This is a genomic window from Hydrogenophaga sp. BPS33 (assembly GCF_009859475.1).
In the GTDB taxonomy this organism is placed as follows: Bacteria; Pseudomonadota; Gammaproteobacteria; order Burkholderiales; family Burkholderiaceae_C; genus Hydrogenophaga.
Map to the genome: position 1 here is coordinate 404,315 of NZ_CP044549.1, position 12,279 is coordinate 416,593.

The window sequence follows — 12,279 nt, forward strand, 5'->3', positions numbered from 1 at the left end:
ATGCCGATCGACTACGCCCATCTCAAACAACGCCCTTTCGCTCCCGTGCGGCAGACGCTGAGCGCGGACCAGTGCATCCTTTACGCGCTCGCGCTGGGCGCGGGGGAGGACGCCGTGTCCGAAGGCGCACTGGCCTTCACCTTTGAGGGCCATGCCGGCGGCCTGCGCGTGCTGCCCACGCAGGCAGTGGTGCTCGGCCATCCGGGCCTGTGGATCCGCGAACCCGACGTCGAGCTCGATTGGAAGAACGTGCTGCACGGCGAACAGCGGCTGCGGGTGCACCGGCCCTTGCCGGTGGACGGCGTGGTGGTGGGCAGCAACCGCGTGGCGCGCCTGAGCGACAAGGGTGCGGGCAAGGGCGCGGTGATGGTGATGGAGCGCCAGCTGAGCGACGAACACGGCACGTTGCTGGCCACGCTGGAACAGGTGAACTTCTGCCGGGGGGACGGCGGCTACGCGCTGGCGCGGGGCGGTCAGCCCAGCGACGAACCCCTGGTGGCGTTGACGCCCACGCCCGAGGGGCGCGGACCCGATGCCGTGTTCCGCCAGACCATCCGGCCCGATGCCGCGCTGCTCTACCGCTTGCTGGCCGACAAGAACCCCTTGCACGTGGACCCGGCGGTGGCGCGCTCGGTCGGCTTCGAGCGGCCGATCCTGCACGGGCTGGCGAGTTACGGCATGGCCTGCAGGGCGGTGCTGCGGCACTTTGCCGGGGACGATCCCGCGCGGCTGGTCGAGTTCGACACGCGCTTCTCCGCAGTGGTCTATCCGGGCGACACGCTGCAGGTGGAGATGTGGCACGACGAGGGCGCCGAGCCCGGGCGCGTGCGTTTCCGCGCGCTGGCGGTGGAGAGAAACCAGGTCGTGCTCAGCCACGGCCAGGCCCTGCTCAACGGGCGCTGAAGAACCGGGGCGTGCTGTTATGAACCGCAGCACCCGAATCCAGGACCGCTCGCGCCCACGCAGCACCCGGTGGCGGCCAACGGGCGTGCGGGTTTGTCCCTGGTTGCTCGGCGTTTCAATCGCATACGTGAAATCCGCGTGCCCGTATGTGTTCGCCTCGCGGCGCAGGTCTACATTGATCCGCAACGGTTCCCCAAGACCCAGGAGCGCGACATGAAGTTCTCCATCGCCGGCACACTCGAACTCGCCCCGCTGTCCCGCACGTTCGGCGTGGACGTGCTGAACGTCTCGGCAGCCGAATGCGCGGCCGATGCGCAACTGCAAGCCCTGCTGCGCGCGGCCATCGCCCGCCACCTGCTGTTGCGCTTTCCCGAGCAGGACGTGACACCCGATGAAGCGCTGGCGCTGACCGCCGCTTTCGGGCCGCTGATGGATTTGCGATCGGCCTCGCATGTGCCGGGGCGCAAGTTCCTGCAGGTGCTCTCCAACGGCATAGCCGCCAACGGCCAGCGCTGCGGCGACGGCAACAACTCCGCGCAGATCTGGCACACGGACGCCGGCCAATGGGAAGTGCCGCCCGGCGTCTCGGTGTTCTATGGCGTGATCACGCCACCCTCTGCGCCGAAGAACGGCTACAAGAACATGATCCAGGTGTACGAGGCCTTGCCCCAGCGCCTGAAAGAGCGCATCGCGCCCTTGCGCGCGGTGCACCACATGTACCCGCGCTCGGTCGATGTGCTGGTGCATCAGAACGGCGCTTCGCTGCCCCGCGAACAAAGGGAGATCGGCCAGTTGCAGCCGCTCGTGCGCCGGCACCTGGGCAGCGGCGCGCCCATTCTTTATCTGCCCAGCCGGCGCGACTCGGTCGTGCCGGGCCTCTCCGACGCCGAGTCGCGCGAACTGCTCGAAGAACTCTGGGCGTTCACAAACCAGCAGGACTGCGACTGGATCGCGACCACCCGGCGCGGCGACCTGGTGATCTTCGACAACACCGCCCTGGTGCACAACCGCGAAGGTTGGCCGACCTCGGAGCGCCGTGACATCTGGCACCTCGTGACCGAAGGCGAAGCGGTCACGCCGATGTTCACGAGAACCACGCTGAACCTCAACAGCACGGCCTCGGTGGTGGCCGCGCTGCCGGTGGGCTGAACCCACTGCAACGACACACGAAACACGACACAAGGAGACACAACATGGCATTCCCTCTGCGCCACCTCATCCGCAACATCGCCGCCTGCGCGGGCGCTGCCGTGCTGGCCAGCGCGGCCTGGGCGCAGACCTACCCCGATCGGCCCATCACCTTCATCTACGGCTATCCCGCGGGCTCCGTCTCGGACATCGCGTGGCGCGCCATCGTGCAGGAAGCCAGCAAGCGGCTGGGCCAACCCATCGTGGTCGAGAACAAGCCGGGCGCGAATGGGCGCATCGGGCTGGACATGGTGATGCGTGCCAAGCCCGATGGCTACACCATTGGCAAGTTCAACAACTCGCAGCTCGTCGTGGCGCCCTTGATCGACCCCAAGCTCGCCATTGAACCCGGTCGAAACTACACGCCCATCGTGTTGGGCATCGAGGGCTACCTGCTGATGGTCGCGCGCCCCGACGCGCCGTTCAAGGACCTGCCGAGCTTCATCGCCTATGCCAAGGCGAACCCCGGCAAGCTCACGGGCGGCTCGCCCGGACCGGGGACCGGCAGCCACCTGGCGCTGGCCATGGTGGGCGCGCAGGCGGGCATCGATTACACGCAGATCCATTACAAGGGCGCGGTGCCGGCGATGCAGGGTCTGCTGGCGGGCGACATCGACGTGATGTTCACCGACGTGATCGCCAAGCCCTACGTCGAAAGCGGAAAGATCCTGGGCCTGGGCGTGAGCGGCTCCTCGCGCTGGGACCTCTTTCCCCAACTGCCTACCTTGAAGGAAGCGGCCAACCTGCCGGCGTTCCAGGCGGTGACCTGGCAGGGGGTGCTGGCGCCACCCGGGCTGCCGGCCGGTGTGGCGACGGTGCTCAACCGCGCCTTCAACGAAGCGCTGGCCAGCCCCGAGCTGCGCGCGCGCATGGCCGCGGGCGGCTGGATCATCCGCGGCGGCACGCCCGAGGACGCGGCCAAGCTGATCCGCTCCGATACCGAGCTGTACCGCCCGGTCGTCAAGGCCGCGAACATCAAACTGGATTGAGCGACGGGCAGCGCTGCTGCCCTGCGCTGGATCCCCAAGGGCCGATCTCAGGCGCCTCGCGCTCCTGCGTTCCCTCTTTCTTTCAAACCCCTCACGCAAGGACATACCGCATGACCGCCTTTTCCCAGATCGACCCTGCCCGCAAGATCCACTATGGTCCGGGCTTGTTGGCCAAGGTGGGCGACACCGTCGACCAGCTCGACCCCGACAAGGGCCCACGGCGCGTGCTGGTGGTGGCCGGCGAGAACATGGCCAAGAGCCCCTTGCTCGTGCAACTCAGGGCCGCCCTGGGCGAGCGCCTGGCGGGCGAGCTGCTGGGCATCACACCGCACTCCAACCCCGATTGGGTGCGCAAAGGTGTGGCCATCGCGCGCGAGCAGCGCTGCGACGTGGTCGTGAGCATCGGCGGTGGCAGCACCATCGACACCGCCAAGTGCATCGCGCTGGCGGTGCTGCTGGGCGGCGACATCGCCGACCTGCGCATCGTGCCGCCCTACAACTCGGCGCTCAACGCGCAGAAGATGCTGGAGCCGGCGCTGCCGCACATCTGCATTCCCACCACGGGCTCGGGCTCCGACGTCACGCCCGGCGCGGGGCTGCGCGCGCCCGATGGGCGCAAGTGGATCTTCTGGAACATCTCGATGCCGCCGCAGGTGATCCTGCTCGACCCCGAGGTGGCGGCCACCACGCCGGTGCGCATCGCCGCCGGCAGCAGCATGAACTCGCTGGCGCATGCGGTGGAGGCCTTGTACGCGGTCAACCGCCAGTCGGTCACCGATGCCTTCGCGCTCGCGGCAATGGAGAAGTTCGGCCAATGGCTGCCGCGCCTGACGGCCAGCCCCGACGACGTCGAGGTGCGTGGCCAGATCCAGCAGGCCTGGCTGTTGGGCGGCATGTCGATCTGCAACGCGCGCACGGCCTTGCACCACACCATGTGCCATTGCCTGGGGGCGCGCTTCGACGTGTCGCACGGCGTGGCCAACACCATCATGCTGCCGCACGTGATGGAGTTCAACCGCGAGGCCACGCAGTCGCAGATGGCGCGCGCGGGCCGCGCGTTCGGCCGCTTCGGCAGCGAGGCGGAGTCGGCGCTGGGCGCGGTGCAGGCCGTGCACGAACTGCAGGCAAGCACCGGCCTGCCCACGCGCCTGCGCGATGCGGGCGTGCCCGAGTCCGGTTTGAACGACCTGGCCGAAGACGCGATGCACGAGCGCGGCACGCACTTCAATCCGCGCAAGGTGGAGCACGCCGACGTGCTCGAGATCTACCGCCGCGCCTGGTGAGCACGCGCATGGAGCCGCACACCGGACTGCAGCAGGCCATCGAGGCTGCGGACGACGAGCGCTTTCGCGCCAAGATCGCCTGCGACTGGCCAGCGCTCGAACGCCTGTTCGCCGACGAGCTGGTCTACGTGCACGTCAACGGCCGTTCCGACTCGAAGGCCTCGTTGCTGGAGAGCCTGCGCTCGCGCCGCGTGCACTACCTGGCCGCGCGCCGGCACGGCACGCAGGTGCGCTCGGTAGGGGGCCTGGCCCTCATGAGCGGGCGGCTCGAACTCGACTTCGCGCTGGCCGGCGAGCAGCGCACCAGCGACTGCGTGTACGTCAGCGTGTGGTGCGAGAAGGACGGCGCGTGGCAAATGCTCCATTGGCATTCCACATCGTCGACTGCGGCTGCAAAGACTTGAACCGCGCTGTCGCGCAATTCGATTCCCAACCGAGGAGACACAGATGAAGACCGTTCGTTGCTTAGGTGTGGTGTTGGCATGGGTGTTCGTCGCAGGCCTCGCGCCTGCCGCTGCGCAAGACTTCCCCTCCCGCCCGATCACGCTGGTGTTTCCAGGCGCGGCCGGCGGCGAGCCCGACCGCATCGCGCGCCTGGTGGGCGAGAAGCTGCGCGAAAAATGGGGCCAGCCGGTGGTCAATGAAAACCGGCCGGGCGCGGGCGGCAACATCGGCGCGGAGTTCGTTGCCAAGGCCCCGGCCGATGGCCACACCTTGTTGTTCACGGGCGTGGGCACCTTGGCCATCAGCAAGGCCATTTACCCCAAGCTGGGCTACGACCCCGACACCCTCGTGCCGGTGTCGACCGTCGTGGCCACGCCGCTGGTCATCGTGGCCCACAACGACGTGCCGGCGCGAACCCTGGCCGAGCTGATCGCGTATGCCAACGCGAACCCGGACAAGCTCAACTTCGGCTCGGCTGGCAACGGCACCACCACGCACCTGGCGGGCGAGCTGTTCGAGTCCATGGCCAAGGTGAAGATGGTGCACGTGCCCTACAAGGGGCTCGCCCCTGCGCTCACGGACCTGGTGGGCAAACGGTTGGAACTGCTGTTCATGGACATCGGATCGGCGCTGCCGCAGATCCGGGCGGGCAAGGTGCGGGCGCTGGCGGTCACCTCGGCCGAGCGCAGCCCGTTGTTGCCCGAGGTGCCCGCCGCGGCCGAGGCCGTGCCGGGTTATGCAGCGTCATTCGCGTTCACGGTGGTGGCACCGGCGGGCACGCCCCCGGCCATCGTGGAGCGGCTCTCTTCAACCATCGCCGAAGGCATGAAACAGCCGGCGGTGGCCAAGAGCCTGCTGGAGAACGGCACCGTGGTCGTGGGCTCGACGCCCGCCCAGGCAGCCGCCACGCTGTCGCAGGAGCGCGAGCGCATGGGCGCGATCGTGCGCGCCCTGGGGATCAAGATCGAATGAAGGGCAGCCCATCCAGAGGCAGCAAGGGTCCGGCTCCGCCGGCCCGAGATGCCGTCCCCCCTCCAAGCGCCGAAGGCGCGCAAGAGAGGGGGGAAGCCGCGCAGCGGCGCAGGGGGGAGATCGTTGACTCGCAGGTGCACGTGTGGGCCGTGGACACGCCGCAGCGTCCCTGGATTCCCGGGACTGCGTCGATGGCGGGCCGACCCCACTACGGCATCGACGAACTCACGCGCGACATGGCCGAGGCGGGCGTGGATGCGGCGGTGCTGGTGCCGCCGGGCGCGTGGGAAGGTTACTGGAACGACCTGGTGCTCGACGCGGCGGTGCGCTGGCCCACGCGCTTTGCCGCCATGGTCAACATCGACCCGGTCGCCCCCGACACGGCACGCACGCTGGGCGCGCTGCTGTCCTCGCCCGGCGCGCGCGGTTTGCGCCTGGGCCTGTCGCAAGGCGCACGCCGCGAGGCGTTCGCGCGCGGCGAACTGGGCTGGCTCTGGGGCCTGCTCGAAGAGCGCCGCACACCCACGGCGATCTTCGTGCCGGGCTTGCTCGACGCCGCAGAAGCCGTGGCGCGCGCCCACCCGAAGCTGCCACTGGCCCTGTGCCATCTGTCGATGAACCTGCGCCACCTCAACCCGGATGTCGATGCCGTGATCGATCGGCTGGTGCGCCTGGCCGATTGCCCCAACGTGTCGGTGAAAGTGAGTGCCGTGCCACTGCAGAGCGCCATGCCCTATCCCTTCGAGGACATGCACGCGCCCCTCGAACGCGTGTTGCGCGCCTTCGGCGCCGAACGCCTGTTCTGGGGCAGCGACCACACACGCCTGGCGGACCACGCAGAGAACGGGGCCAACTACGCGCAGTCGCGGCGGCTCTTCACCGAGGCGCTGCCGTTCCTCAGCGGCCGGGAGCGCGACGCGGTGATGGGCGGGTCGCTGTGCCGCTGGCTCGATTGGCCGCAGGCCGGCGCGGCCACACGATCGGAGGCCTGAACCATGCCGCCCCCCTTCCTGGCCGATGCCTGTGGCGAAGTGCCCATGCTGGACGTGGTGGCCTACAACACCGAACGCCACCGGCGCATCGGCTACCTCGAGCGTTTCGCCGGCTACTTTCGGCAGTTGGGTTTCACGGTCGAAGAGCACGGGCAGCTGGCGCAAGCCGATGCCGCCAGCAGCCGCGCGCTGATCGAACGCGTGGGCACGCGCGAAGGTTGGCTGGCCGATCCCGAGGCGCATCTTCGCGCGGCCGGTTGTGCGCTCACACTCGTGGTGGGCGAAGACCTGCCGCCTGGTTTCGGCGTCGTCCCACCCGATCCGCTCCGAATGCTGGAGCGCTACGCACAGCTGCACCACGACGTGCGGCTGTTCGTGGGTGTCGATCCGCACACCCCGGCCTCGCTCGCCCGCGCGCTGGAATGCCTGGGGCATCCGCGTGCGGCCGGGCTGGCGTTCTCGCCGTACCTGGCGTGCGTGCCGATCAGCGACGCGGCGTGGACACCCACGCTGCGCGCGGCCCACGAGCGCCAGATCCCGGTGTGGCTGCACGCGTGCGCGCATTTCCGCGCCGACGTGCCCTACGACATCGAACACCCGCGCCATGCCGATGCGGTGCTGTCGCGGTTCCCGGCGCTGCGTCTCGTGCTCGGACACGCGGGCTGGCCCTGGACCGCGGACGCCTGCGTGATCGCCCTGCGGCACCCCACCACGGCATTGGAGTTCGCGACCTTTCCGCCGTCGGTCTTGAAGGACCCGGGCTGGTCGCTCACGCCCTTGCTCGCCCACCGCGCCGCGCTGCGCGGGCGCGTGTTCTTCGGCAGCGGGGCCACTTCGTCGCCTGGGCGCTTCATGCGCCTCGTCGCGCAGCTCGACGAACTCGAACTCGGCCAGGACCTCGCGCTGTGGCGCGGCCAGGGCCTGGCGAATTGGTTGACAGGAGACGGCGCATGAAGACCACCGTAGACCCCGTCACGTCGCCTTTCGAGGGCGCGCAACACCATCTGCGCGCCGATCACCTCGGCGCTCTGCTGTTGGAGCGCGTGGCGCTACAACCCACCGACACCGCACTGCGCATGGTGGACGGGGAGGATTGGACCTGGTCGCGCCTGGCCGAAGAAGTCGGCGCTATCCAGGCCGGCCTGGCGCGCATGGGCCTGGAGCCCGGCGACAGCGTGGCGCTCATGTGCGAGAACGCGCCGCGCATGGTGGCGGCGTTGTGTGCGGTCACTGCGGCCGGCCTGGTGGCGGTGCCGGTGAACACGGCCCAGGTCGGTGCGGGCCTGGCGTTCGTGCTCGAACACAGCGGCGCGTCCGTGCTGATCGCGGACGCGCCGTATCTGGAGCGCTGCGCGTCGCTTGGCCTTTCGCTGCCGGGCAACCGCTGCATTGCCACCGAGGCCGACGCGCCCAGTTGGCGGCAGGCCTTCGGCCGCGAGGCTGCGCCCATGGCGCACGGCAGTACCGCCGACACGGCGATGGTGATGTACACCTCCGGCACCACCGGCGTGCCCAAGGGCGTGATGCTCGACCACGGATGCGTGCTGACGGGCGCGCACGCGGCCGCCGCCGTGATGCTTGAAGCCACGCCACAAACGGTGATCCACACCTGCCTGCCGCTGTTTCACTGCGCCGCGCAGCAACTGGGCCTGTGGCCAGCGCTGCTGTCGGGCGCACAGCTGGTGCTGGCGCGGCGCTTCTCCGCCTCGGGCTTCTGGCCGCAGATCCAGCGCTACCGCGCGAACGCGTTTCACTTCGTCGGCCCCATGACCTCGGTGCTGTGGAAAGCGCCGCCCTCGTCGCTGGACCGGCGGCATGGCGCACGCATCGCGGTGGGGGGCGGGCCGCGCATCGCCTGGCGCGCCTTCGAAGAGCGCTTCGGCGTTCAGTTCGTCGAGTGTTATGGCATGACGGAAACGTTTGGCGGCTGTGTGGCGCACCGACCGGGGCGCAACCGCGCGGGCAGCGTCGGCAAGGCCATGGGCCATGTCGAGGTGGAGGTGCGCAACGAGGCGGGCACTGCGGTCAGCGCTGGAACTGTGGGAGAGATCGCGATCCGTGCGCGCGTGCCGCACGCGCTGTTCCAGGGCTACTTCCAGCGCGCGGACCTCACGGCCGAGGCGGTGCGCGGCGGCTGGTATCACACCGGAGACCTGGGGGCGATGGACGCCGACGGCTATCTCACCTACCACTCGCGCGCGCGCGATCTCATCCGCCGGCGTGGCGAGAACGTGAGTGCGATCGCGGTGGAAGAAGCCATCAACGCCTGTGACGGCGTCCTGGAATGCGGCGTGGTGGGCGTGCCTTCGGCGTTGGGCGAAGAAGACATCCTGGCGGTGTTGGTGCCCGACCCTTCGAAGCCCAGGCCGACCTGGCCCGAATTGCTCGACGCGATGCGCACGCGACTGCCCGCCTTTGCATTGCCGCGTTACCTGTGCTTCGCCGAGGAACTGCCCAAGACGGTCACCGGGCGCTTGCAGCGGCACTTGCTGCGGCCGATGGCGGCGCAGGCCTTCGACCTCCATGAGCGAGCATGATGCCGGTTTCGGCGTTCTACAGAAGGACGGTGGTCACAGGCTACGGTTGATGAGCGAGTCGAACAACTGGGGCACCAGCGGGTTGGTCGTGTGGGACCCGACATAGAGACGGAAGCTCACATCCGGCAGACGGGGCAGGGCGGCCTCGTCGCCCAACATCCGCAAATCATGGCCTAGCATTTCCACCGAGCGCGCCGTCACCCCAAGCCCCGCGCGCACTGCCGCGCGTACGCCGACCATGGTGGGAGACGTGTAGGTGATGCGCCACGGTACGTTGGCACGGTCGAGATGCTCGATGGCGAGTTGGCGGAAGAAGCTGATTTCGTCGGCGACGATAAGGGGAAGTGGCTGTGTCGCATCATGGCGGTACGAAGGCGCACACATCCACACGATCGGCGATGTGCGCAAGGTCAGCCCCTGCAGGTCGGGTGCCTGGGCCGCCGCAATCGTCATGTCGATCTCGCCGCGCCGAAGCGACTCCAGCAGTTGCGGACTGCGCCCCACATGAATCGCCACGCGCAAACCCGGGAAAGCCGTTGAGACGTGCGACAGCAGATTGGGCAGGATGGTTTCCGTCACATCGTGCGGCGAGCCCAGCCGCACTTCTCCGGTGAGCTCCGTCCCCGCGAAAACGGCGCAGGCTTCGTCGTTCAGCGCCAGCAGACGCCGCGCGTAACTGAGCACCTGCAGGCCGTCTACGGTGGGCTGTTTGCTGCGCCCTACGCGCTTGAACAAGGGCTTGCCCACAAACCCTTCCAGCCGTTGCATTTGCTGCGTGACGGCCGATTGGGTGCGCGATACCGCTTCTGCGGCGGCCGCGAACGATTCGCCGTCCACCACCGCCACATAGGTTCTGAGCAGCTCGATATCGAGATTGCGGATTGCCACTTAAATATTCCTTATGTGTGACTCTCAATTTCTGTCATTGTGATTGGATTTCGCCGGATACATTGTCGAAAACTTATGTGAGAAGACTTGATGACGGATGCCTCCAACGAAAAACCCGGTGACGTGCGCGTCGATCCTGTGCGGGCACAGGCGCTTGCGGCAGCGGTGTATCGCAGCGTTGGCGTGCCAGAGGAGGAAGCCGCACTCGCCGCGGACACGCTGGTGCAGGCGGACCTGTGGGGCCATCAGTCGCATGGCTTGCTGCGGCTGGCTTGGTACGTCGCACGTTTGCGCTCGGGTGCCATGAAGCCGGTGACCCATCTCAGCCTGGCGGTGGATGCCGGTGCGGTGGCCGTTCTGGACGGCGCAGATGGTGTGGGACCTGTCGTGGCGCGCCGTGCGGTCGAGGAGGCCACGCGTCGCGCGCACCTGCACGGCGTCGGTGCGGTGTCGGTGCGAAACTCGAACCACTTCGGCACCTGCATGTATTACACGCGCATGGGGGCGGCGAAAGGCTGCATCACCATGCTGATGAGCAATGCCGGCCCGAACATGGCGCCGTGGGGCGGACTGAAGGCCAAGATCGGCACCAACCCCTGGTCCATTGCGGCGCCGGCAGGTCGACACGGCGCCGTGGTGATGGACATGGCCAACTCCGGCGTGGCGCGCGGCAAGATCTATCTGGCCAACAAACGCCGCGAGCCCATTCCCTCGCATTGGGCCATCGACCGGCAAGGCAACCCGACCACAGATCCCAAGGCAGCGCTCGAAGGCTTCATCCTGCCCATGGCTGGCCACAAGGGCTATGTGATGGGCGTCATGGTGGACGTGTTGTCGGGCGTGTTGTCGGGTAGCCAATTCCTGGACGGTGTGCACGGCCCGTACGACCCCGTCAATCGCAGTGGTGCGGGGCACTTCATGCTCGCGTTGAACGTGCAGGCATTCCAGCCGTTGGTGGAGTTCAACGAGCGGATGGAAGCCTACATCGACTCCCTCAAGGACGTGCCCGTGGCTGCGGGCCATCGTCAGGTGTTCTATCCCGGCGAAATGGAAATGCAGGCTGAGAGCGAACAGCGGTCCCGCGGTCTTCTGCTTCCAGCCGACACGCTCGCGGAGGTGCTTCGCGTGGCCGAAGAAGCCGGCCTGCCCGAGCCCGATCTTGCCTGGCGTTCGTAATTTCATGGAGCTCGCATGTTCGCCCCGCCTCGCCAACTGACCACCGAAATCTTCGCGCGTGTGCCCGACGCGCTGCGCAAACCTGGGCAATTGAGTGCGGAGCGCATTGCCGCGGGCAAAGGTTCACACGAGACGCACTCGCAGATTGAAGGGCCTGTGTTCGATGCGCAAGGCCGGCTGTGGATCGTCGATATCGCGTTTGGCCGCATCTTTCGCATCGATGCCGCTGGCGACATGGAGGTCGTGGCCGAGTATGAGGGCGAACCCAATGGATTGACGTTCGACGCCCAAGGCGACCTGCTGATTGCCGACCATCAGAGAGGCTTGCTGCTGCGCGACGCGGGCACGGGCCGCATTCGCACCTTGCACAGCCGTTTTCGCACCGAAGGGTTCAAAGGCCTCAACGATCTGTTCCGGGATCCGTCGGGCAACCTCTGGTTCACGGACCAAGGCCAAAGTGGTTTGCAGGACTGGAGTGGCCGCGTCTACCGCATGTCACCCGATGGGCATCTCACGTGTGAATTGGACAACGTTCCCAGCCCCAACGGGATTGCGATGAACCCTGCCGGGACGTCGTTGTACGTCGCTGCAACGCGAGGCAATGCGGTGTGGCGTGCCATGGTGCTCCCGGACGGTGCGCTCACCCGCGTTGGCTTGTTCTTGCAACTGTCAGGAGGCACTGGGCCCGACGGGTTGGCTGTCGATGCGCAGGGCAATCTGTTTGTGGCACACATGGGCTTGGGCTCGGTCTGGAAGTTCTCTCCGAGCGGCGAGCCGCTGTTGCGCATCGTGTCTTGCACGGGCGCGTCGACGTCCAATATTGCGTTGAGTCCGGACGAACGCCAGCTCTACATCACCGAATCGGAGACCGGCACGGTGCTCGTGGCGCAGTTAGACAAAGGCTGAC

Annotated in this window: 12 protein-coding genes; 11 read left to right on the forward strand and 1 reads right to left on the reverse strand. The window is 67.8% G+C overall.

What is annotated here, in order from left to right:
• The 9 genes from F9K07_RS01815 (at position 1) to F9K07_RS01855 (ending at position 9,308) form a co-directional block, all read left to right on the forward strand.
• Positions 1 to 903 carry a MaoC/PaaZ C-terminal domain-containing protein gene (locus F9K07_RS01815; protein ID WP_159588813.1) on the forward strand — a complete coding sequence of 301 codons (903 nt, stop codon included), beginning with the start codon at positions 1 to 3 and terminating at the stop codon, positions 901 to 903.
• A 213-nt stretch (positions 904 to 1,116) separates the two neighbouring features.
• A complete protein-coding gene (locus F9K07_RS01820) occupies positions 1,117 to 2,052 on the forward strand; it encodes a TauD/TfdA dioxygenase family protein (RefSeq protein WP_159588815.1) in 936 nt (311 codons plus the stop codon).
• Between the two features lie 44 nt (positions 2,053 to 2,096).
• On the forward strand, positions 2,097 to 3,080 hold the full coding sequence (locus F9K07_RS01825) for a Bug family tripartite tricarboxylate transporter substrate binding protein (protein ID WP_159588817.1): 984 nt from the start codon (positions 2,097 to 2,099) through the stop codon (positions 3,078 to 3,080).
• A gap of 110 nt (positions 3,081 to 3,190) precedes the next feature.
• On the forward strand, positions 3,191 to 4,363 hold the full coding sequence (locus F9K07_RS01830; protein ID WP_159588819.1) for an iron-containing alcohol dehydrogenase family protein: 1,173 nt from the start codon (positions 3,191 to 3,193) through the stop codon (positions 4,361 to 4,363).
• 8 nt (positions 4,364 to 4,371) lie between these two features.
• Positions 4,372 to 4,767 carry a nuclear transport factor 2 family protein gene (locus tag F9K07_RS01835; RefSeq protein ID WP_159588821.1) on the forward strand — a complete coding sequence of 132 codons (396 nt, stop codon included), beginning with the start codon at positions 4,372 to 4,374 and terminating at the stop codon, positions 4,765 to 4,767.
• 43 nt (positions 4,768 to 4,810) lie between these two features.
• Positions 4,811 to 5,779: a Bug family tripartite tricarboxylate transporter substrate binding protein gene (locus F9K07_RS01840; RefSeq protein WP_159588823.1), complete on the forward strand. Its 969-nt coding sequence runs from the start codon at positions 4,811 to 4,813 to the stop codon at positions 5,777 to 5,779.
• Positions 5,776 to 6,771 carry an amidohydrolase family protein gene (locus tag F9K07_RS01845; protein WP_236581777.1) on the forward strand — a complete coding sequence of 332 codons (996 nt, stop codon included), beginning with the start codon at positions 5,776 to 5,778 and terminating at the stop codon, positions 6,769 to 6,771. The genes F9K07_RS01840 and F9K07_RS01845 overlap by 4 nt, the downstream gene beginning before the upstream one ends.
• Positions 6,772 to 6,774: 3 nt before the next feature.
• On the forward strand, positions 6,775 to 7,725 hold the full coding sequence (locus F9K07_RS01850) for an amidohydrolase family protein (RefSeq protein ID WP_159588827.1): 951 nt from the start codon (positions 6,775 to 6,777) through the stop codon (positions 7,723 to 7,725).
• Complete coding sequence (locus F9K07_RS01855) at positions 7,722 to 9,308, forward strand: AMP-binding protein (protein WP_159588829.1); 1,587 nt, start codon at positions 7,722 to 7,724, stop codon at positions 9,306 to 9,308. Before F9K07_RS01850 ends, F9K07_RS01855 begins: the two co-directional genes overlap by 4 nt.
• A gap of 33 nt (positions 9,309 to 9,341) precedes the next feature.
• On the opposite strand, the gene F9K07_RS01860 is transcribed toward F9K07_RS01855, so the two are convergent.
• Positions 9,342 to 10,196: a LysR substrate-binding domain-containing protein gene (locus F9K07_RS01860; protein WP_236581778.1), complete on the reverse strand. Its 855-nt coding sequence runs from the start codon at positions 10,194 to 10,196 to the stop codon at positions 9,342 to 9,344.
• Between the two features lie 90 nt (positions 10,197 to 10,286).
• On the opposite strand from F9K07_RS01860, the gene F9K07_RS01865 reads away from it, so the two are divergent.
• The gene (locus F9K07_RS01865; protein WP_159588831.1) at positions 10,287 to 11,372 is read left to right on the forward strand and encodes an Ldh family oxidoreductase; all 1,086 of its coding nucleotides are present in this window, start codon (positions 10,287 to 10,289) and stop codon (positions 11,370 to 11,372) included.
• 15 nt (positions 11,373 to 11,387) lie between these two features.
• Complete coding sequence (locus F9K07_RS01870; protein ID WP_159588833.1) at positions 11,388 to 12,278, forward strand: SMP-30/gluconolactonase/LRE family protein; 891 nt, start codon at positions 11,388 to 11,390, stop codon at positions 12,276 to 12,278.
• The last annotated feature ends 1 nt before the right edge of the window (position 12,279 follow it).

What these genes read in the sequence shown, in the direction of transcription:
- F9K07_RS01830 (WP_159588819.1), top strand. Translation starts at nt 3,191, where the DNA reads ATGACCGCCTTTTCCCAGATCGACCCTGCCCGCAAGATCCACTATGGT.
- F9K07_RS01870 (WP_159588833.1), top strand. Translation starts at nt 11,388, where the DNA reads ATGTTCGCCCCGCCTCGCCAACTGACCACCGAAATCTTCGCGCGTGTG.
- F9K07_RS01820 (WP_159588815.1), top strand. Translation starts at nt 1,117, where the DNA reads ATGAAGTTCTCCATCGCCGGCACACTCGAACTCGCCCCGCTGTCCCGC.
- F9K07_RS01840 (WP_159588823.1), top strand. Translation starts at nt 4,811, where the DNA reads ATGAAGACCGTTCGTTGCTTAGGTGTGGTGTTGGCATGGGTGTTCGTC.
- F9K07_RS01855 (WP_159588829.1), top strand. Translation starts at nt 7,722, where the DNA reads ATGAAGACCACCGTAGACCCCGTCACGTCGCCTTTCGAGGGCGCGCAA.
- F9K07_RS01825 (WP_159588817.1), top strand. Translation starts at nt 2,097, where the DNA reads ATGGCATTCCCTCTGCGCCACCTCATCCGCAACATCGCCGCCTGCGCG.
- F9K07_RS01845 (WP_236581777.1), top strand. Translation starts at nt 5,776, where the DNA reads ATGAAGGGCAGCCCATCCAGAGGCAGCAAGGGTCCGGCTCCGCCGGCC.
- F9K07_RS01850 (WP_159588827.1), top strand. Translation starts at nt 6,775, where the DNA reads ATGCCGCCCCCCTTCCTGGCCGATGCCTGTGGCGAAGTGCCCATGCTG.
- F9K07_RS01815 (WP_159588813.1), top strand. Translation starts at nt 1, where the DNA reads ATGCCGATCGACTACGCCCATCTCAAACAACGCCCTTTCGCTCCCGTG.
- F9K07_RS01865 (WP_159588831.1), top strand. Translation starts at nt 10,287, where the DNA reads ATGACGGATGCCTCCAACGAAAAACCCGGTGACGTGCGCGTCGATCCT.
- F9K07_RS01835 (WP_159588821.1), top strand. Translation starts at nt 4,372, where the DNA reads ATGGAGCCGCACACCGGACTGCAGCAGGCCATCGAGGCTGCGGACGAC.